The sequence below is a fragment of the Kitasatospora sp. CB01950 genome (assembly GCF_001905465.1).
In the GTDB taxonomy this organism is placed as follows: domain Bacteria; phylum Actinomycetota; class Actinomycetes; order Streptomycetales; family Streptomycetaceae; genus Kitasatospora.
The window spans coordinates 370,397-389,548 of record NZ_LISX01000005.1 but is presented as its reverse complement, the minus strand read 5'-3'; the positions used below and the strand labels follow the sequence as shown (position 1 = coordinate 389,548).

Below are 19,152 nucleotides of genomic sequence, written 5' to 3'. Positions count from 1 at the left end.
CACTCGCCCCGCGTGCGCGGCCCGTCTCACTGGGTGGGATCGTGGCGGGGCTCACTGCGACCGGTGGGCCGCCCGGGTTACAGTGGCGGCATCATGCGTATCCGGCTGCTTCTTCTTAGCTGCCGCGGCGAGGGCCTGTAGTCCAGTGAAGGCCGGCCCCCTCGCCGCGGGGAGTCGTGTTGCGCCCAGCGTGATCCGCGGCGGTGCATCCAGTCGGCCGAGTCGGGTGTCCTGATCCCCCGACCGCAGACCGCCTTCGACAAGGGAAGCCGAGAGCTCCAGCCATGACCGAACAGTCCTCCGTCGCCCGCGCGTTCGTCGACCGTCCGACCCCGATCACCGCCGCGACCGTGCAGCAGAAGACCTCGGGGATGCCGTTCCAGCGGTACGTACCCTTCGGCACCGTGGACCTGCCGGACCGCACCTGGCCGAGCAAGGTCATCACCCAGGCCCCGCGCTGGCTGTCCACCGACCTGCGCGACGGCAACCAGGCGCTGATCGACCCGATGTCGCCGGCCCGCAAGCGCAAGATGTTCGACCTGCTGGTGAAGCTGGGCTACAAGGAGATCGAGGTCGGCTTCCCCTCCTCGGGCGCCACCGACTTCAACTTCGTCCGCTCGCTGATCGAAGAGGGCGCGATCCCCGAGGACGTCACCATCTCGGTGCTGACCCAGGCCCGCGAGGACCTGATCGAGCGGACCGTCGAATCGCTGAAGGGCTCGCCCCGGGCCACCGTCCACCTGTACAACGCCACCTCGCCGATGTTCCGCCGGGTGGTGTTCAAGGCGAGCAAGGACGAGATCAAGGCCATCGCCACGGACGGCACCCGGCTGGTGATGGAGTACGCCGAGAAGATCCTGGGCGACGAGACCGTCTTCGGATACGAGTACTCGCCGGAGATCTTCATCGACACCGAGCTGGACTACGCGCTGGAGGTCTGCGAGGCGGTGATGGACGTCTGGCAGCCCGGCGAGGGCCGCGAGATCATCCTGAACCTGCCGACCACCGTCGAGCGGTCCACCCCGAACGTCTACGCCGACAAGATCGAGTGGATGTCGCGCAACCTGTCGCGACGCGAGTTCGTCTGCGTCTCCGCGCACCCGCACAACGACCGCGGCACCGGCGTCGCCTCCGCCGAGCTGGCCGTCATGGCCGGCGCCGACCGGGTGGAGGGCTGCCTGTTCGGCCAGGGCGAGCGCACCGGCAACCTGGACCTGGTCAACGTCGGGATGAACCTGTTCTCCCAGGGCGTCGACCCGATGATCGACTTCTCCGACATCGACGAGATCCGCCGCACCGCCGAGTACTGCAACCAGATGCCGGTGCCCGAGCGCCACCCCTACGCCGGCGACCTGGTCTTCACCTCCTTCTCCGGCTCGCACCAGGACGCCATCAAGAAGGGCTTCGACGCCCTGGAGGCCGACGCCGCCGCCGCGGGCGTCCCGGTCGGCGAGTACACCTGGGGCGTGCCCTATCTGCCGATCGACCCCAAGGACGTCGGCCGCAGCTACGAGGCGGTCATCCGGGTCAACTCGCAGTCCGGCAAGGGCGGCATCGCCTACGTGCTGAAGAACGACCACAAGCTGGACCTGCCGCGCCGGATGCAGATCGAGTTCTCGAAGATCATCCAGGCCAAGACCGACGCCGAGGGCGGCGAGGTCACCCCCGCCGACATCTGGGCGGTCTTCCAGGACGAGTACCTGCCCACCCCCGCCAACCCGTGGGGCCGGATCTCGCTGAGCGGCTCGCGCAGCCTGACCACCGAGGACGGCCGCGACGCGCTGACCACCGAGGCGGTCGTCGACGGCACCCCCGTCACGCTGACCGGCGCCGGCAACGGCCCGGTCTCCGCGTTCGTCCACGCGCTGGCCTCGATCGGCATCGACGTCCGCGTGCTGGACTACGCCGAGCACGCGCTGAGCGAGGGCGGCGACGCTCAGGCCGCCGCGTACGTCGAGTGCGCCGTGGGCGACAAGGTGCTGTGGGGCGTGGGTATCGACGGCAACACCGTGCTGGCCTCGCTGAAGGCCCTGGTCAGCGCCGTCAACCGGGCCGCGCAGCGCGACTGACCTGCGGTCGGTCCGCCGTGACTGACGTACCGTTAAGTAACGTGTGGGGCCACACTCTTGAGGTGTGGCCCCGGTCACAAATTTTCCCCTCGGCACCCGTTCAGGGTGCTGACACGAGCCGGTAACCGTGGCAACATCGACGGACCGGAACCGGGGTCGGTGGGACGGCCACGGCGTCCGGTCGCGTGACCTGCCCATTGATGCGCAGGCCGCCTGCCATGTCTGGGGAGTGGCGCCGTGACAGGGTTGTGGGGTGTTCGCCCTCGTTGGCGGACGGACGTCCTCGGCGAGTTCTTCTGCCCGGGCTGCGGTGGGGACCGCAACTACCGTCGGCAGCACGGCCGGCGGTGGCTGCGGTTGCTCGGTACGCCGGTCCTGCCGCTCGGCGGTGTGGTCCGCAGCGTCCAGTGCACCTCCTGCCGCGGCCGCCACGGCACCGACGCCCTGGAGCAGTTGACCTCCGTCCGGCTCGGCGCGATGCTCCGCGACGCCCAGTACACCATCGCGCTGGCCGCGCTCGCGGCCGGCGGTACCGGCAGCCGCAGCGGACGCGAAGCCGCCTGCGCCGTCATCAAGGAAGCCGGCTTCGACGACTGCGGCGAGGCCCAGGTGCTGGCCTCGCTCGCCGCGCTCTCCGGACACGGCGGCGGCGAACCCCTCGACGTGGACGTCGCGGGCGGCGGCCTGGCCGTCGAACTGCACGCCGCACTCGAACCGCTCGCCCCGCACCTGCTCGTCCAGGGCCGCGAACGCCTGCTCACCCTCGGTGCCATGGTCGCCCTCGCCGACGGCCGCTACCTCCCGCAGGAACGGGCCGCGCTCGGCGTGGTCGGCCGCTGCCTCGACCTCACCGGCGAGCAGGTCGACCGGCTGCTGGAGGCCGCCACCCGCGCCCCGCACTGACCCGTTCCGCCTCCCCTGGCCGGGCCCGTACTCCCCCCTCCCGGGCCCGCCGTGTCCCGCACCGCACGGGTGAAGAGCACCACCGCCCCGGTGCGGGTTCACGGCTGCGTGCCGGCCGCCGCCGCCGCCGCCACCGCCGTGCTGTCGGTGCGGTACGGGACAATGGGAACCACCATGAGTCTCTTCCGCGACGACGGCATCGTGCTGCGCACCCAGAAGATCGGCGAGGCCGACCGGATCATCACCTTCCTGACCCGCCAGCACGGCAAGGTCCGGGCGGTGGCGCGCGGCGTACGCCGGACCAAGTCGAAGTTCGGCGCACGCCTCGAACCGTTCTCGCACGTCGACATCCAGTTCTTCAGCCGGGGCAGCGAACTCGTCGGCCGCACCCTGCCGTTGTGCACCCAGGTGGAGACCATCGCCCCCTACGGCGCCCGGATCGTCGACGACTACACCCGCTACACCGCGGGCACCGCGATGCTGGAGACCGCCGAACGCTTCGCCGAGAACGAGGGCCAGCCCGCCGTCCAGCAGTACCTGCTGCTGGTCGGCGGCCTGCGCACGCTGGCCGACGGCACCCACCAGTCGCACCTGGTGCTGGACGCCTTCCTGCTGCGCTCGCTCGCCGTCAACGGCTACGGCGCGAGCTTCACCGACTGCGCGCGCTGTGGACTCCCCGGCCCCAATCGGTTCTTCTCCCTCCAGGCCGGCGGCGTGCTGTGCGGCGACTGTCGAGTACCCGGAAGTGCCGTACCCTCCCCTGAGACACTGGTACTGCTCGGCGCACTGCTGTCCGGGGACTGGCAGACCGCCGACGCCTGCGAGCCGCGGTACTGGCGCGAGGGCAGCGGGCTGGTGGCCGCCTACCTGCAGTGGCACTTGGAGCGGGGCATCCGCTCGATGAGATACGTGGAGAAGTGAACATGGTCGCGCGACGGCTGTTCGGCAGCAAGCAGCGGACGTACGAAGTCCCGGCCCCGCATGCGAGCGGAGCGAAGCCGCCGAAGATCCCCGGCGAGCTCGTCCCGAACCACGTCGCGGTGGTCATGGACGGCAACGGCCGCTGGGCCAAGGAACGCGGCCTGCCCCGCACCGAGGGCCACCGGGTCGGCGAGGCCGTCGTCCTCGACGTGCTGCGCGGCTGCCTGGAGATCGGCGTCAAGAACCTCTCGCTGTACGCCTTCTCCACCGAGAACTGGAAGCGCTCCCCGGACGAGGTGAAGTTCCTGATGAACTTCAACCGGGACGTGATCCGCCGCCGCCGCGACGAGATGGACGCCATGGGCATCCGGATCCGCTGGGTCGGCCGGATGCCGAAGATGTGGAAGAGCGTCGTCCAGGAGCTTCAGGTCGCCCAGGAGCAGACCAAGAACAACGACGCTATGACGCTGTACTTCTGCGTCAACTACGGCGGCCGGGCCGAGATCGCCGACGCCGCCCTGGCCATCGCCCGCGACGTGGCCGCCGGGAAGCTCAACCCGGAGAAGGTCAACGAGAAGCTGTTCGCGAAGTACCTCTACTACCCGGACATGCCGGACGTGGACCTCTTCCTGCGCCCCAGCGGCGAGCAGCGCACCTCCAACTTCCTGGCCTGGCAGTCCGCGTACGCCGAGCTCGTGTTCCAGGACGTGCTCTGGCCCGACTTCGACCGCCGCGACCTGTGGCGCGCCTGCGAGCAGTTCGCCCGCCGCGACCGCCGCTTCGGCGGGGCCGTGCCCAACGACACCGGTGCCGGCGCCGAGGTGCCGCCGCAGCGTTGACGGCTGGCCGGGCGTTTGCCCGGGTGTCTGCCTCGCGGCGTTTGCCCGGACGTCTGGGTGGTCGTCCGGACGTCCGCCGACGTCGAGGGCCCGGATCGGACTGTTCCGATCCGGGCCCTCCGCGCGTGGCGGGCTGCTGCTACTGCGCCGCCTGCTGCTTCGCGGCGCAGTCGCCGCAGGTGCCGAAGATCTCCAGGGTGTGCGCGATGTCGCTGAACCCGTGCTCGGCGGCGACCGCGTTGGCCCAGCGTTCGACCGCCGGACCCTCGACCTCGACGGTCGCCCCGCAGTGCCGGCACACCAGGTGGTGGTGGTGCCCGCTGCTGCACCGGCGGTACACCGCCTCGCCCTCGGCGGTGCGCAGCACGTCCACCTCACCGGCCTCGGCGAGGGACTGGAGCGTCCGGTACACGGTGGTCAGGCCCACCGAGTCACCCCGGTGCTTGAGCATGTCGTGCAGTTCCTGCGCGCTGCGGAAATCCTCGATCTCGTCCAGCGCCGCCGAGACGGCGGTGCGCTGCCGAGTCGATCGCGCGCGCGGCGACGGGCCTGCGGTGGTCACCGGGGTCCTCCTGCTGATCGGCTGGGTTTCGCACATCATTGTGCCAGCCCCCGACTTGACAGCGTCTCCCCCGACAGCGGCGCTCCGGTCGCCGCCGGACCCCCCGGCGCGTCCGGGCCGGTTGCCGCGTCCGGGCCCTGATGGGGCAGCGCGACGTCGCAGACCGCCGGGCCGTGTTCGGCGGCGGACCTGTGTCGGCGCTTGGCCAGTGGCGCGGCGATCGCGCTGAACAGGGCGAAAGCCAGGATGGCCAGGAACACGATGGTCGGGCCGGACGGTAGGTCGGCCTGGTAGGAGGTGCCGACGCCGAGCAGCGCCGTCACCACGCCGACGCCGATCGCGGCGGCCTGGGTGGCCGCGAAGGAACGGGTCAACTGCTGGGCGGCGGCCACCGGGACCACCATCAGCGCGCTCACCAGCAGCAGGCCGACCACCCGCATGGCGACGGTCACGGTGACCGCGGCCATCACCGCGAGCAGCAGGTTGAGCACCCGCACCGGCAGGCCCGTCACCCGGGCGAACTCCTCGTCCTGGCAGACCGCGAACAGCTGCCGTCGCAGGCCGACGGTCACCGCGATGACGATCGCCGCGAGCCCGCCGATCAGCGCCAGGTCGCCGGGGGAGACGGTGAGGATCGAGCCCCACAGGTAGCTCTCCAGGCTGCTGGAACCGGCCTGGCTGCTCATCGAGACCAGCAGCTTGCCGCCGGCCATGCCGCCGTAGAAGAGCATCGCCAGCGCGATGTCGCCGCGCTGGTTGCCGCGGGCGCGGACCAGCTCCATCACGATCGCGCCGACAACGCAGACCAGTACGGCCATCCAGATCGGGTCGGTCTGGAACAGGAAGCCGAGGCCGACACCCGTCAGCGCGACGTGCCCGATACCGTCGCCCATCAGCGCCTGGCGGCGCTGCACCAGGTAGATGCCGACCGAGGGAGCGGTGATGCCGACCAGTACGGCGGCGAGGAACGCCCGCTGCATGAAGTCGGGTTGGAACATCTCGATCATGTCAACAGCCCCGGGGTGGTGCGGTGGTGGTGGTCGTCGGCGTGCGGGTGAACGTGGTCGTGGCCGGGCAGCGCGTGCTGGCCGACGCTCCGCGGCGGCGGCCCGTCGTGGGCGACGCAGCCGTCGCGCAGGACGACGGCGCGGTCGATCAGCGGCTCCAGCGGCCCGAGTTCGTGCAGCACCAGGAGCACCGCGCAGCCGCGCTCGACCTCGGTGCGCAGGATGTCGGCGAGCACCTGCTGGCTGTCCACGTCGACGCCGGCCATCGGCTCGTCCATGATCAGCAGGTCGGGACGGCCGACCAGGGCGCGGGCGATCAGCACCCGCTGGTGCTGCCCGCCGGACAGGTTGGCCACCCCGTCGCCGGCCCGGTCCAGCATGCCGACGGAGGTCAGCGCCCGGTCCACCGCGTCGCGGTCCGTGCGCCGGAACGGCAGCAAGCCGTGCTGCGGCAGCCGCCCGGTGGAGACCACCTCGCGCACAGTGGCCGGCACGCCGCCGGCCGCGGTGGTGCGCTGCGGCACGTACCCGACCCGGTGCCAGGCCCGGAACTTGCGCCGCGGCCGCCCGAACAGCTCCAGGCTGCCCTGCGCCAGCGGCACCGACCCTATGACGGTCTTCACGGTGGTGGACTTGCCGGAGCCGTTGGCGCCCAGCAGCGCCACCACTTCGCCCGGTCGGACGGTGAGATCGACGCCGCGCAGCACCGGCCGTCCACCGACGGTGGCGACCGCGCCCCGGAGGCTGACGACCGCCGGCCCCGCGTCCTCACCGGAGGACGGCTGCAGCCGGTCGGAGTCTGCCGTGGAGATGACAGCACTCATGGTGTTCCTCGCTCGGCTTGCGCCGCTTGGTCGGGTTGGTTCGGGTGGGGGCCGGTCGGTCGGCCGGTGTGTTCGGTCGGGCCGGCCGGTTCGGGCCGGTCAGCTTGCGCCGAGGGCGGCCTTCAGGTTGCCGAGGTTCTGCCGCATGACGGAGAAGTAGTCGTTATGGTCCGGCTCCTTGACCCCTTCCAGGGGGTCGAGCACGGCGGTCTTCAGACCGAGGTCGGCGGCCACGGTGTTGGCCAGCTTGGGACTGACCAGGGCCTCGAAGAACACGGTGGTGGCGCCGTTGTCCTTGGCGGCGCGCTGGATCGCGGCCAGCCGGGACGGAGTGGGCTCGGCCTCCGGGTCGACGCCGTTGATCGCCACCTGGTTCAGGCCGTAATGGTCGGCGAGGTAGCCGAAGGCGGCGTGGCTGGTGATGAAGGTCTTGGTCTTGACGTTCTGCAGGCCGTCCCGGAACTCCTGGTCCAGGGCGGCCAGTTGGCCGACCAGCGTGTCGGTGTTGCGCTGGTAGTCGGCGGCGTGGGCCGGATCGACCTCGGCGAGTTCCGCGCCGACGCTCTTCGCGACCGCCGCGTACCGGGTCGGGTCCAGCCAGATGTGCGGGTCGCCGGCGGCGTCGCTGTGCTCGTGGTCGTGCTCGCCGCTGTGGCCGTCGGTCTCGTCGGCGCCCTCGTCCAGGTGGTGGTCCACCAGGGGGGAAGCGGCGGTGGCGTCCACCACGTGCTTGGGGTGGGTCTGCGCCACCGCCTTGTCCACGGTCGGCTGCAGGCCCTTGAGGTAGATCACCGTGTCGGCCCGCTGCACCGCGGCGACCTGCTTGGCGGTCAGTTCCAGGTCGTGCGGCTCTACACCGGCGGCGGTCAGGTCGGCGACCTTGACGTGCTCGCCGCCGATCTGCCGGGCCAGGAATTCCATCGGGTAGAACGACGCCACCACGTTCAGCTTTCCGCCGTCCTCACCGGCCGCGCTGCTGGTACCGCCGCAGGCGGAGAGCAGGAGGGCGCCGATCGCCGCCGTGGCGGCGAGGGCTATCGGGGTGGACAGGCGGCGATTCTTCATGACAACCATTCTCATCTTATGTGGAAATGATTGTCAACTTGCGTTTGGGGCGATCGGGGTCACACTGCTGCCCCGGCGACCTTCCACGAGCCGGTGCCGGCAGCCCCGTGCGCTGCTGTCCGCCGCCCGCGCGCCGGGCTCCCGGCGGGAGGACGGCGGGTGGGCGGCGGGTGGGCGGTGCACTATCGAGTTGAATCCCGCCCCACCATCCCCGGTACCCTGAGTTTCTTCGGGCGCGCGCAACCAGCCGTGCCCTGACCGTGCCGTCGTACTGAAGAGAGCACTGTGGCCGCCGACAAGATCGACACGATCGTCAGCCTGAGCAAGCGCCGTGGCTTCGTCTACCCCTGCAGCGAGATCTACGGCGGTACCCGCGCCGCCTGGGACTACGGTCCGCTGGGAGTCGAGCTCAAGGAGAACATCAAGCGCCAGTGGTGGCGTGCGATGGTCACCGCTCGGGAGGACGTCGTCGGTATCGACTCCTCGGTGATCCTCGCCCGCGAGGTCTGGGAGGCGTCCGGCCACGTCGCGACCTTCAACGACCCGCTGACCGAGTGCCTCTCCTGTCACAAGCGCTTCCGCGCCGACCACCTGGAAGAGGCCTACGAGGCCAAGCACAACAGGCTCCCGGCCAACGGCCTGGCCGACATCAACTGCCCGAACTGCGGCAACAAGGGTGCCTTCACGGAGCCCAAGGAGTTCTCGGGCATGCTGAAGACGCACCTCGGTGTCACCGAGGACGCGTCCGGCCTGGCCTACCTCCGCCCGGAGACCGCGCAGGGCATCTTCACCAACTTCCGGGCCGTTCAGACCACTTCGCGCAAGAAGCCGCCGTTCGGCATCGCCCAGGTCGGCAAGAGCTTCCGCAACGAGATCACGCCCGGCAACTTCATCTTCCGGACCCGCGAGTTCGAGCAGATGGAGATGGAGTTCTTCGTCAAGCCGGGCGAGGACGAGACCTGGCACGAGTACTGGCTCGAGCAGCGCTGGAACTGGTATGTGGACCTCGGTCTGCGCACCGAGAACATGCGCTTCTTCGAGCACCCCAAGGAGAAGCTGTCCCACTACGCCAAGCGCACGGTGGACATCGAGTACCGCTTCAACTTCGGTGGCAGCGAGTTCTCCGAGCTCGAGGGCGTCGCCAACCGCACCGACTACGACCTGACGGTGCACAGCGAGGCCTCCGGCCAGGACCTGAAGTACTTCGACCAGGACGCGAACGAGCGGTACTACCCGTACGTCATCGAGCCCGCGTCCGGCCTCAACCGCGCCATGCTGGCCTTCCTGATCGACGCCTACTTCGAGGACGAGGCGCCGAACGCCAAGGGCGTCATGGAGAAGCGCGTCGGCATGCGACTCGACCCGCGCCTGGCCCCGGTCAAGGTCGCGGTGCTCCCGCTCTCCCGCAACGCCGACCTCTCCCCGAAGGCCCGCGGCCTGGCCGCCGACCTGCGTTCCGCCTGGAACGTCGAGTTCGACGACGCCGGTGCGATCGGCAAGCGCTACCGCCGCCAGGACGAGATCGGCACGCCGTTCTGCGTCACCGTCGACTTCGACACCCTTGAGGACAACGCGGTGACCGTGCGCGAGCGTGACACCATGGCGCAGGAGCGCGTGTCGCTCGACCAGGTGAAGTCCTACCTGGGTGCCCGCCTGATCGGCTGCTGACGCCGCACCCGCCGGTGGGTCCCACCGGCTGAGCACCACTTCCGGCTCCCGGCCCGCGAGTTCGCGGGTCGGGAGCCTTGGTGTTTTCCGGGAGCCGCGATGTCTCCGGGAGCTGCGGTGTTTCCGGACGTCGCGGTGGCTGACGCGGCCGGGGTGGTCCCGCCAGCCAGCGTTCCGTGGCGGCTGGTGGCATTCCTGGGCGTTCCGTGGCACCCAGTGGCGGGCCTTGGCGTTGTGTGGCGGGTTGTGGCGGGTTGTGGCATTCAGCGACGAGACCGGGACCGCGAGCGAGGGCGCGGCGACGGTTCGGTCGGCAGCCCGCTGGTGCGCAGCGCGGTGAAAATGCTGCGGGCCCGGCTCTCCTCCAGGTCGTCGGCGGCGAACAGCAGGGTGTCGTACAGCTCGGTCGCCGCCTGGATCGCGGCGCCGAACCGGCCGATGTCACTCGCGGACCGCAGCCGCACCAGTTCGCGGATCAGCTCCGCCGCGCTCTCCTCGTTCAACGCGCCAGCGATCGCGGCGACTTCGTTGATCGGCCGGCCCGCCGCCTGGCGCAGCAGGTGGCGCACGTCGTCGGTTCGCCCGGCGGACTTCAAGTGCTGTGCCAACTCGGCGAGTTCTTCGGCCGGAGCGGAGGCGCGTTCCCACAGCAGGGTCTGACCGTCGGCGGATTGGCCGGACTGCTCCAGGGCGGCCAGCAGCGCCGGCAGTGCCGCCGAACTCGCCGACCACAGCGTGTGGAACAGGTCGGCCGCCTCGTCGAGCAGACCGTCGCGGCGCAGCACCGCGAGTGCGGCCGCCGCGTGCTCCGGGGGCCCGGCGGAGACCGAGCGTGCCAAGTAGGTGGAGGATCCCGCCGGACCGTTCTGCTGCAGCAGCGTGGCCAGCTGGGCCACGTCCTCCGCGGTGATCATCGTGGCGACCTGGCGCAGGATGGCCGCCGACTCCTGTGCCGCGCCCTGCTGGTGCAGGCCGTTGATGCGCTGCACCAGGGCCACCAGCTCCACCGTCGTCCGCGGCCGCATCGGACCGGACGACTGCGCCGCGTCCTCCATGTCGGGAGCCCCGCCCGGATGCGGGGCGGCCGGGTTCGGCACGCCCGGGTTCGGCGTGCCTGGGTTCGGTGCGGCCGGTCCGCGTCCCGAGGCGACCGGGCGGAAGCGGTCGTCGCTGAGGCCGGCCTGCTGCCCGGTGGGCTGCCCGGCCGGGGCCGACAGCCTGTCGACGGGTGCGGCGGGGCCGGGTCGGTTGTTCCAGGCGCCGGCGGGGCCGTGGTGCGGGCCGGGGCGCTCCGAGTGGGAGCCCTCGCGGCGCGGGAGCCCCGGGTCGGCGGGCCGGGTGCCGCCGGCCTGGCCGCCGGATGTGCCCGCTCTGGCCCAGGAGGTCTGTCCTGCGGATCCTTCGGGACGGTCGGCGGGGCGGGGACGGTTCGGCGAGGCGCCGGTGGTCGGGTCGGTGCGCTCCGGGGCCGGTCGCCCGGCGGGCGTGCCGCGTCCGGCGGACGAGTGCGGGCGCTGCGGCGGGATCGGCGGCGCGCCCCAGCCAGCCTGGGGGTCGGTGCGCTCCCTCGGGGGGCCTGCCGGGGCGCGGCCCGGGCGCAGGGGCGGCTCGGTGGCCGAGCGGCCGGGCAACAGACGGTCCTCGGCTGCCAGCAGACGGTCACTCAGTTCGAGGCAGCGCGCCCCGAGGCCCTCGCGGAGGTTCTGGGCCTGGGCGAGCTGCCGGAGCAGCTCGGGGTCGGGCTGCCGGGACGGGCGGCCGGGCCCGGAGATGTGGTCGGGTCCGCGGCCGGCCCGCAGTTCTTCACTGAGTCGGCGCTCGCGTTGGGCGGCGAATTGCCGTGCCCGGAGCAGTTCGTCCAACTCCGCTCTGAGCGTTTGGACATCGGCCGACTCCGGCCCCCGATCGCGCACGGTCATCCCCGCCTGACTTTTCCACGGGGTCCCCCGTTCGGCCCCCGACATGACGACTCGTGGCCATCCTGGTGCTGCCGTACGGCGGCCACGTTACGGGAGTAAGTCATAACGTTTTCGAGACAGAAATGCGAGTGCAGCTTCGGCGACAGGTCGACGGCTTTCGTGGACGTGGGGCCGTCGCCGCCCGACTCGCCCGACTTGTGAGGGTTCGGGGCTTGTTCCGTCCCGCCGACCAGGGTTGATGAGGTGTCAGACCGCCAGTCGGGCCCGTGCTTCCATCAGCGCGAAGCCGAGCAGGTTCAGCCCGCGCCACTGCGACGGCGAGTTCGCCCGCTCGTCGTCGGCGGCCAGCCCGATGCCCCAGATCCGGTCGAGCGGGCTGGCCTCCACCAGGACGCGCGACCCGGTGCGGAGCAGGTAGTCCCGGAGTCGTTCGTCCTGCCCGAACTTGGCGACGCTGCCCGCGACCACCAGTTCGAAGCGGTGGGCCTCCCAGGCGTCCTGGTCGAAGCCGTCGACCAAGCGGCCCAACTTCTTGGCCTCGGCGGGCGTCCGGGCCCGGAGGATACGCGGGACGCTCTCCTCGTCACCGAACAGCCGTGCCTTGCCGGCCATCATCCAGTGCTCGGCGGTGGCGTACTCGACGCCGTCGACGGTGAACGGCGACGGCCACCACTGACTGAGGGAGCCGGACCCGATCTGCCCGTCCGGCTGCGGTCGGTGGCCCCAGAAGTGCAGGTACTTGGGCCTGCTCCCGGACGCGATCGCGGCCACCAACTGCTCGCGGGTACGTGCGTCGCTCGTGAGGATGTCCGGAGTCGTCATGGGGGGCATCCTCGCACCGGACCCGAAGGCCGGGCCCGCCATTTATTCGCGGGCCGCGGCCTTCTCCGGGTCGGCCCGTTGTGGGCGTGTGGTGCCTGCTCCGGCCCCGGCTCGCGGGGGGAGCGGCCGTCATCCGACCGAACGCGGCAGCCGGATGCTCAACCAGCAGATGACCAGGGAACCGAGCGTCTGGATGCCGAGCACCAGAGCCAGCGCGTTCGCCATCCCCATGGTGGGGACGAGCCCGATGAAGAGGGTGCCGAGCGTGGCCACCCCCAGGGCCAGGCTGGACTGTTGAGTGGTCGCCAGCACGCCGCTGCCGACCCCCGCGCGCTCGGCGGGAACCCGGGAGAGCACCACCCGGAACAGGGGCATGCCCACCAGCCCCTGTCCGACGCCGGCGAGCGCGACGCCGGGGAGCATCCGGAGCGGAGAGAAGTGCGACCAGTCGCCCAGCGCGGTGACGATCAGGGTCAGCAGGCCGGAGCCCTGGACCACCGCGCCGGCCGTGATGACCCGGCTGCCGAACCGGCCGACCAGCCGGGGCCCGGCGAGGGAGGCGCCGAAGTAGCCGACCGCCATCGGCACCAGTGCCCAGCCCGCGGAGACCGGGCCGAGGTGCAGTCCGTCCTGCAGCAGCAGGGCGATCACGAACATGAAGCCGCCGAATCCGGTGAAGTAGGGGACGGCCACGCCGAGGCCGCGCCGCATCTCCGGAATCCGCAGGAGCGAGAGCGGGACGAGGGGGACCCGCCCTTCCCGTTCGGCCCGCCGTTCCATCGTCACGAACGCCGCTGCGAGGACGGGGAACGCGGCCAGGGACAGCCAGGTCCAGAGCGGCCAGCCGACCGCCCGGCCCTCCATCAGTGGAACGAACAGGGCCAGCAGGGTCGCGGTGAGCAGGAGCGTGCCGGAGAGGTCCACGCCGGCGGCGCGTTCCGCCCGGCTCTCCGGGACATGACGCGCCGCCATGAGCGCGGTGAGCAGCGCGAAGGGGACGTTCAGCAGGAACACGGCTCGCCAGCCGGTGCCGAAGAGGTCCGCCGAGACCAGGAGCCCGCCGAGTACCTGGCCGATCACCACCGAGATGCCGCCGACGGCTCCGTAGATGCCGAGGGCCCGGGCGCGCTGCTGACCGCTGGTGGTGGCGGTGATGGTGGCGAGGACCTGGGGGAGCAGCAGAGCGGCGGAGGCTCCCTGGGCGACCCGGGCGGCAACCAGGGTCCAGGCGGTGGGGGCGGCACCGCAGGCGAGCGAGGTGAGGGCGAAGGCGACGGCTCCGGCGATGAACAGCCGCCGTCGGCCGAAGGAGTCGCCGAGCCGCCCGCCCAGAACGAGCAGGACGGCGAAGGCAATGCCGTAGCCCGCCGCCACGAGTTCCAGGACGGCGGGGCCGGCGACCAGATCATGGTCGATGGTCGGCAGCGCGACGTTCACTATGAAGAAGTCAAGCATCGGAAGGAAGGCGCCCAGAAGGACGGTGATCAGGCCGGCGGAACCCAGTGCGGGTGCCGCGGGCCGGACCGGCGACGAGATCTGAGGTAGCACTGTCTGCTGAGTCACGGGTACTACGATGAGGCTCCTCTCAGCCTGGTACCAGGCGGTGTTTATCCAGGTATAAGGAGTACCTGGCAACAGGATCTGCGATGGTCCACCCTGGTGCTATGGCTACCTCCACGGACCTTCACACCCCCGCCGACGAACGGAGGCGCGAACTGGCCACGTTCCTGCGCAGCCGCCGGGAGCGCATCTCGCCCGAACAGGTCGGCCTGCCGGTCGTCGGCCGCCGTCGTACCCCGGGACTTCGCCGCGAGGAGGTCGCCGGTCTGGCCGCCGTAGGGGTCACCTGGTACACGTGGTTGGAGCAGGGACGGGACATCCAGGTCTCGGCCCAGGTCCTGGACTCGGTGGCCCGGGCTCTGCTGCTCGACCGCACCGAACGGTCGCACCTGTTCACACTGGCCGGTTCCGAGGACCCGACTCCGGTGCGGGACTGCCCCACCGTCAATTCGGCGATCGGGGCCGTGGTCGACCAACTCGGCCTGTTCCCGGCCGTGGTGATCAGCAGTCGGTTCGACATCCTCGCGTACAACCGGGCGTACACCTGGCTGGCCGGGGACTTGGACGTGATCCCCGAAGAGGACCGCAACATCATGTGGATGGTCTTCACCGATACTCCATTCGCAAGGAACCTGGCGGACCTGGCGGCCGCCAGAGCAGGGGTGGTGGCGCGCTTCCGGACCTCGATGGGCGACCACGCGGCGGAACCCGCGTGGAAGGCGTTGGTCGGTCGGCTGCGCAAGGCCTCCCCGGACTTCGAAGAGGCCTGGGAACGCCACGAGGTGTCGGGGATGGTCAACGGGTTCAAGCAGTTCGTGCTGCCCGACGTCGGCCTGCTGCGCTTCGAGTACACGAACCTGTGGCTCGGGCCCAGGAGCAGCACCCGCCTGGTCGGGTACGTGCCCCAGGACCAGGACACCCGGGACCGCCTCCACCGACTGGCCGGCACCGGCTGACGGCCGACCCGGCGCCCGGGTGCGGACGGCGCGCCGCCCGCACCCGGACCGGGCCGACCGAGCGCCACCGAACAGCACAGGGCGGCGAGCGGAAGCTCCGCGCAGAGCGCCATCAGCAGAGCCGCCACCAGCTCGGGCCCGCGCGCCGCCATTGCCACGTCGCACCCGGCGTCGGCCACCAGCAGCACGGCCGCCGACCAGGCCGGCCACCGCGGGCTCCGGCCCTGCCGCAGCAGCACCGCACTGGCCGACAGCGCCGCCGACTCGACCACATCGAGCACAGCCCAGGCCGACCCGCCGGGCAGCGTGGCGAGCAGCGCCGCCCAGGGCAGCAGGACCATCCCGCAGCCCAGGAACAGCAACTCCACCGGCACCGGGCCGACCCGCAGGCCCGCGGTGCCGAACCGGGCCGGGCGTACATCCCCGCTCACCCGGACGAGGGTCGAAGCGAACGCACTCATGCCGCCCTCCCCGACTCCGGGTGCTCGGCGCGGGCCGAGGGGCCGCACACCTGCGCCCAGCGGAACTCCCCGGCCGCCGAGGCGAACCAGAAACGGCCCGTCGTCCGCACCGCATCGGGCTGCACCGCGCGGCGACGCAGCCCGCCCGGCCGGAACAGCACCGGCCGTGGCGAGGCGCCCGGTGGCCATCGGCCCCACGCACAGGAGACCGGTCCTTCCACCGGCCCATAGGCCCGGCCACGCCGCGCTCCGCGCAACTGGGCATCACCGAGCGAGGACTCGACCACCACGTCGAGCAACTCGCCGTACTCGTACACCTCCATGGCCGGGCGGCGGCCGGCGCAAAGGCGCACCGACCACGGACCGACCGCGGCGATCAGGCCCAACCCGCCCACACCGCCAAGGAGTTCGGACCCGGCCGACGGGAAATCCAGGACGGCGCCAGGGGCGGCGGAGAGCGGGCTGCGGCTGCAACGCATCAGGTTCGTGTTCGTCATGCCGTCAAGAATCCTGTGGCGCAAGGATCTTGTCGGTAGCGTGCGGCTCCGTCTTTGGGGTGTAGCCAGCTACACCCCAAAGACGGAGGCCCGGGCCATGGAAGCCGAGCTCGGCACGGCCCTACGCTGTGCCGCATGTTCCAGTCGAAGATCCAGTCGCGCCCCGTCCGGGCGGCCCGCCCCACCGCGGCCCGCCCTGCGGTGCTCCGCGCCGCCCTGGAGCGCGCGCCGTGGTCCACCAGCACTCGACGGGACTCACTCTTCCTCGCCGCGGGCCTCCCGCTCGGCCTGCCCTGCCTCGTCGCCCTCTGCCTCCCGAGCAAGTCGCTGCTGCCGGGCCTGCTCCTGCTGGTGGCCCTGTTCGACCTGATGACCACCGCCCAGCGCAGCCGTGTCCGAGGCCTGCGAGGCCTGGAGATCCCCGGCCGACTGCCACCGGACGCCGGCTGGCTGTCCCGCCTCCGCGCCGGCCTGACTTGGCGTCAGGCCGCGCACCACCTGGTCACGGCCCCGATCCAGACCTGCTGCGCCGCGCTCGTCCTCGCCCTCTGGGGATCGGCGATCGTGCTGCTCGGCTTCTTCGGCTGGGTCTGGCTGCTCCCGATGGACAACCCCCTGCGTTCCGGCCCCGGCTGGACGATCGACGGCGCGGTGATCACCGGCGGCGGCCTGCTCCTGCTGTTCCTCACCCCGTGGCTGACCGCCCTGCTCGCCGCGCTCGACCTCTGGACGGTCCGCGCCCTGCTCGGCCCCAACCGCGCGGAGGTGCTGGAGCGCCGCGTCGAACACCTCGCCCAGAGCCGGGTGGACGTGGTGGACGCCGCCGACGCCGAACGCCGCCGGATCGAACGGGACTTGCACGACGGCGCACAGCAACGACTCGTCTCGCTCGCGATGAACCTCGGCCTCGCCCGGCGCACCCTCAAGGACGTTCCGCCCGAGGCGATGGAGGTCATCGTCGCCGCGCACGAGGAGGCCCAGGCCGCGATCAAAGAGCTCCACGACCTGGTCCGCGGTCTGCACCCCGCCGTCCTGGAGGACCGCGGGCTCGACGCGGCGCTCTCCGGCATCGCCGCACGCAGCCCCGTCCCCGTGCACCTCGCGGTCGACCTGCCGGGCCGGATAGCCCCCACCGTGGAGGCGGTCGCGTACTTCACGGTCTCCGAGGCGCTGGCCAACGCCGCCAAGCACGCCAAGGCCTCCCGGGTCGACCTCGCCCTGCGCCGGGTCGACGACCGGCTGCTCATCACCGTCACCGACGACGGCATTGGCGGCGCGGATGCCACCCGCGGCACCGGCCTCACCGGTCTGCGCAAACGCGCCGCGTCCGTGGACGGGTCACTTGCCATCACCAGCCCCCGCGGGGGCCCCACCACTATCACCATGGAGCTGCCATGCGAGCTGTGATCGCCGAGGACTCCGTCCTGCTCAGGATCGGCATCGTCAAGGTGCTGGAGAGCGAAGGCTACGAAGTGGCCGCCGCCGTCGAGGACGCCGAGGCGCTGCTCGCCGCCGTGGAGGAGCACCGCCCCCAGATCGTCGTGGCGGACGTCCGGATGCCGCCCGGCTTCACCGACGAAGGGGTCCGCGCCGCCCTGATGATTCGGCAGCAGTGGCCGGACACCGCAGTCGTCCTGCTCTCCCAATACGTCGAGGAACGCTACGCGGCCGATCTGCTGGCCAAGAACACCAGCGGCGTCGGCTACCTGCTCAAGCAGCGGGTCGCCAACGTCGACGAATTCGTCGAGGCGCTCCAACGGGTGGCCGAGGGCGGCACCGCGCTGGATCCGGAAGTGGTCGCCCAACTGCTGCTGCGCCGCGACAAGGATCCCCTGCACCGGCTGACGCCCCGCGAGCGGGACGTCATGGCGCTGATGGCCGAAGGGCGCTCCAATACCGCGATCGCCGAATCCCTCGTGGTCAGCGACAGCGCCGTCTCCAAGCACATCAACTCGATCCTCACCAAGCTCGACCTCCCGCCCGCCGAGGACACCCACCGGCGGGTGCTCGCCGTGCTCCGCTTCCTGGAGATCAGCCAATGACTCGACGACAGACCACGGCACCGGAGCCCGAACGGCGGCCGGCCGGCAAGGGCCGCCTCGCCCGGTGGCTGCCGACACCTGGTCCGGACGTCCCGGCCGCCGAGCCGAGCGCCGGGGAGCGCCGCATCTGGCGGATCATCGGGGTGCTGGTGCTCGCCTGCGTCCTGGTGGGCGGGGCCGCGACCACCGGCGCCGCCCTGGTCCAGCAGGACATCGTCCGCGAGCGGACGTACTTCGACGCGATCCACCGGCTCGACATCGACTCCGGGCCGGCCCAGGTGACGGTGCGGGCCGGCGGCACCGATCGGGTGGTCGTCACCGAGCGGGTCGGCTGGTCCCTGCGCAGACCGGCCGTGAGCCAGCAGCTCGGCGCCGACACGCTGTCGGTGGTCGTCGACTGCCCGGAGGCCCGCGTCCTGTTCGGCTGTGCCGTCGCCCTGGAGATACAGGTCCCGGCGGCCACCGCGATCACCTCCCACAGCGGCTCGGGACGGACGGAGATCCTCGACATCGCCGGGGCCACTACGGCGGAGACCGGCTCCGGGCAGATCGAGCTGAACCGGGTCAGCGGCGCCATCCAGGCCAAGAGTGGCTCCGGCCAGATCATCGGCGCGGGCCTGACGTCGGCGGAGGCCAAGGTGGTCTCCTCCTCGGGCCAGATCACCCTGCAGTACGACCGGCCGCCGAATTCGGTGACGGCCCGACTGGCCTCCGGCGACCTCGTGCTGCAGGTCCCCGACGACCGCAGCCGGTACCGGATCGACCTCAGCAGCGCAGGCGCCGCCCAGGTCATCGACCCGTCCCTGCCGGACGCGACCTCGTCACGGATGCTCGACATCGTCACCGCCTCGGGCACCGTCACCGTCAACCGGATCGGCGGCCGCCACTGACGGAGCACCGCGCATCTGCCAGAACCGGCGGGGCGGCCCGCTCGGGCAGTGGGGGAGAATGGAGAGTCCGGAACTCCCGCCATTGGGGCCCTACCCGTTTGAGGATCTGCCGCGCATGACCATCACGCCCGACTCCGCCCAGGCAAC

Annotated in this window: 17 protein-coding genes; 9 read left to right on the top strand and 8 right to left on the bottom strand. The window is 71.5% G+C overall.

Features of this window, described 5'->3' with window-relative positions; genetic code table 11:
- The first annotated feature begins 284 nt into the window (after nucleotides 1-284).
- The 4 genes from leuA (at nucleotide 285) to AMK19_RS16245 (ending at nucleotide 4,732) form a co-directional block, all read left to right on the top strand.
- Complete coding sequence (leuA, locus tag AMK19_RS16260) at nucleotides 285-2,069, top strand: 2-isopropylmalate synthase (RefSeq protein WP_073812261.1); 1,785 nt, start codon at nucleotides 285-287, stop codon at nucleotides 2,067-2,069.
- Between the two features lie 237 nt (nucleotides 2,070-2,306).
- Nucleotides 2,307-2,972 carry a hypothetical protein gene (locus AMK19_RS16255; RefSeq protein ID WP_083646889.1) on the top strand — a complete coding sequence of 222 codons (666 nt, stop codon included), beginning with the start codon at nucleotides 2,307-2,309 and terminating at the stop codon, nucleotides 2,970-2,972.
- Nucleotides 2,973-3,146: 174 nt separating this feature from the next.
- Nucleotides 3,147-3,893, top strand: a complete 747-nt coding sequence (gene recO / locus AMK19_RS16250; RefSeq protein WP_073812498.1) for a DNA repair protein RecO — start codon at nucleotides 3,147-3,149, stop codon at nucleotides 3,891-3,893.
- Between the two features lie 2 nt (nucleotides 3,894-3,895).
- Nucleotides 3,896-4,732, top strand: coding sequence for an isoprenyl transferase (locus AMK19_RS16245; RefSeq protein WP_073812257.1), 837 nt, complete (start codon nucleotides 3,896-3,898; stop codon nucleotides 4,730-4,732).
- Between the two features lie 139 nt (nucleotides 4,733-4,871).
- Here AMK19_RS16245 and AMK19_RS16240 read toward each other — a convergent pair whose 3' ends face one another.
- The 4 genes from AMK19_RS16240 to AMK19_RS16225 all read right to left on the bottom strand — a co-directional run bounded on the left by AMK19_RS16240 (nucleotide 4,872) and on the right by AMK19_RS16225 (nucleotide 8,190).
- A complete protein-coding gene (locus AMK19_RS16240) occupies nucleotides 4,872-5,294 on the bottom strand; it encodes a Fur family transcriptional regulator (RefSeq protein WP_073812256.1) in 423 nt (140 codons plus the stop codon).
- 35 nt (nucleotides 5,295-5,329) lie between these two features.
- Complete coding sequence (locus AMK19_RS16235; protein WP_443135016.1) at nucleotides 5,330-6,298, bottom strand: metal ABC transporter permease; 969 nt, start codon at nucleotides 6,296-6,298, stop codon at nucleotides 5,330-5,332.
- The gene (locus AMK19_RS16230; RefSeq protein ID WP_073812252.1) at nucleotides 6,298-7,125 is read right to left on the bottom strand and encodes a metal ABC transporter ATP-binding protein; all 828 of its coding nucleotides are present in this window, start codon (nucleotides 7,123-7,125) and stop codon (nucleotides 6,298-6,300) included. The genes AMK19_RS16235 and AMK19_RS16230 overlap by 1 nt, the downstream gene beginning before the upstream one ends.
- 99 nt (nucleotides 7,126-7,224) lie before the next feature.
- The gene (locus tag AMK19_RS16225; RefSeq protein WP_073812251.1) at nucleotides 7,225-8,190 is read right to left on the bottom strand and encodes a metal ABC transporter substrate-binding protein; all 966 of its coding nucleotides are present in this window, start codon (nucleotides 8,188-8,190) and stop codon (nucleotides 7,225-7,227) included.
- A 285-nt stretch (nucleotides 8,191-8,475) separates the two neighbouring features.
- Between AMK19_RS16225 and AMK19_RS16220 the strand changes: the two genes are divergently transcribed.
- Complete coding sequence (locus AMK19_RS16220; protein ID WP_073812249.1) at nucleotides 8,476-9,858, top strand: glycine--tRNA ligase; 1,383 nt, start codon at nucleotides 8,476-8,478, stop codon at nucleotides 9,856-9,858.
- Nucleotides 9,859-10,121: 263 nt separating this feature from the next.
- Here the strand turns inward: AMK19_RS16220 and AMK19_RS16215 are convergent, their stop codons facing one another.
- The 3 genes from AMK19_RS16215 to AMK19_RS16205 all read right to left on the bottom strand — a co-directional run bounded on the left by AMK19_RS16215 (nucleotide 10,122) and on the right by AMK19_RS16205 (nucleotide 14,162).
- A complete protein-coding gene (locus AMK19_RS16215) occupies nucleotides 10,122-11,720 on the bottom strand; it encodes a hypothetical protein (protein ID WP_073812247.1) in 1,599 nt (532 codons plus the stop codon).
- Between the two features lie 303 nt (nucleotides 11,721-12,023).
- On the bottom strand, nucleotides 12,024-12,599 hold the full coding sequence (locus AMK19_RS16210; RefSeq protein ID WP_083646887.1) for an NADAR family protein: 576 nt from the start codon (nucleotides 12,597-12,599) through the stop codon (nucleotides 12,024-12,026).
- A gap of 129 nt (nucleotides 12,600-12,728) precedes the next feature.
- Nucleotides 12,729-14,162 (bottom strand): MFS transporter, encoded by a 1,434-nt coding sequence (locus AMK19_RS16205; protein ID WP_073812246.1) that lies wholly within the window; start codon nucleotides 14,160-14,162, stop codon nucleotides 12,729-12,731.
- A gap of 101 nt (nucleotides 14,163-14,263) precedes the next feature.
- Here AMK19_RS16205 and AMK19_RS16200 point away from each other — a divergent pair, with 101 nt between their 5' ends.
- A complete protein-coding gene (locus AMK19_RS16200) occupies nucleotides 14,264-15,115 on the top strand; it encodes a helix-turn-helix transcriptional regulator (RefSeq protein ID WP_241844429.1) in 852 nt (283 codons plus the stop codon).
- Between the two features lie 457 nt (nucleotides 15,116-15,572).
- Here the strand turns inward: AMK19_RS16200 and AMK19_RS16195 are convergent, their stop codons facing one another.
- Nucleotides 15,573-16,073: a hypothetical protein gene (locus AMK19_RS16195; protein WP_073812242.1), complete on the bottom strand. Its 501-nt coding sequence runs from the start codon at nucleotides 16,071-16,073 to the stop codon at nucleotides 15,573-15,575.
- Between the two features lie 135 nt (nucleotides 16,074-16,208).
- On the opposite strand from AMK19_RS16195, the gene AMK19_RS16190 reads away from it, so the two are divergent.
- Genes AMK19_RS16190 through AMK19_RS16180 form a run of 3 tightly spaced genes read left to right on the top strand, consistent with a single transcriptional unit; the run spans nucleotide 16,209 to nucleotide 19,005 of the window.
- The gene (locus AMK19_RS16190) at nucleotides 16,209-17,480 is read left to right on the top strand and encodes a sensor histidine kinase (protein WP_083646885.1); all 1,272 of its coding nucleotides are present in this window, start codon (nucleotides 16,209-16,211) and stop codon (nucleotides 17,478-17,480) included.
- A complete protein-coding gene (locus AMK19_RS16185) occupies nucleotides 17,468-18,115 on the top strand; it encodes a response regulator transcription factor (RefSeq protein ID WP_073812240.1) in 648 nt (215 codons plus the stop codon). Before AMK19_RS16190 ends, AMK19_RS16185 begins: the two co-directional genes overlap by 13 nt.
- On the top strand, nucleotides 18,112-19,005 hold the full coding sequence (locus tag AMK19_RS16180) for a DUF4097 family beta strand repeat-containing protein (protein WP_073812239.1): 894 nt from the start codon (nucleotides 18,112-18,114) through the stop codon (nucleotides 19,003-19,005). The genes AMK19_RS16185 and AMK19_RS16180 overlap by 4 nt, the downstream gene beginning before the upstream one ends.
- Nucleotides 19,006-19,152 lie beyond the last annotated feature (147 nt).

Excerpts from the sequence above, each read along its gene's own strand:
- leuA (WP_073812261.1), top strand. The coding sequence starts at position 285 with ATGACCGAACAGTCCTCCGTCGCCCGCGCGTTCGTCGACCGTCCGACC.
- AMK19_RS16245 (WP_073812257.1), top strand. The coding sequence starts at position 3,896 with ATGGTCGCGCGACGGCTGTTCGGCAGCAAGCAGCGGACGTACGAAGTC.
- AMK19_RS16210 (WP_083646887.1), bottom strand. The coding sequence starts at position 12,599 with ATGACGACTCCGGACATCCTCACGAGCGACGCACGTACCCGCGAGCAG.
- AMK19_RS16200 (WP_241844429.1), top strand. The coding sequence starts at position 14,264 with ATGGCTACCTCCACGGACCTTCACACCCCCGCCGACGAACGGAGGCGC.
- recO (WP_073812498.1), top strand. The coding sequence starts at position 3,147 with ATGAGTCTCTTCCGCGACGACGGCATCGTGCTGCGCACCCAGAAGATC.
- AMK19_RS16190 (WP_083646885.1), top strand. The coding sequence starts at position 16,209 with ATGTTCCAGTCGAAGATCCAGTCGCGCCCCGTCCGGGCGGCCCGCCCC.
- AMK19_RS16185 (WP_073812240.1), top strand. The coding sequence starts at position 17,468 with ATGCGAGCTGTGATCGCCGAGGACTCCGTCCTGCTCAGGATCGGCATC.
- AMK19_RS16230 (WP_073812252.1), bottom strand. The coding sequence starts at position 7,125 with ATGAGTGCTGTCATCTCCACGGCAGACTCCGACCGGCTGCAGCCGTCC.
- AMK19_RS16195 (WP_073812242.1), bottom strand. The coding sequence starts at position 16,073 with ATGACGAACACGAACCTGATGCGTTGCAGCCGCAGCCCGCTCTCCGCC.
- AMK19_RS16180 (WP_073812239.1), top strand. The coding sequence starts at position 18,112 with ATGACTCGACGACAGACCACGGCACCGGAGCCCGAACGGCGGCCGGCC.
- AMK19_RS16225 (WP_073812251.1), bottom strand. The coding sequence starts at position 8,190 with ATGAAGAATCGCCGCCTGTCCACCCCGATAGCCCTCGCCGCCACGGCG.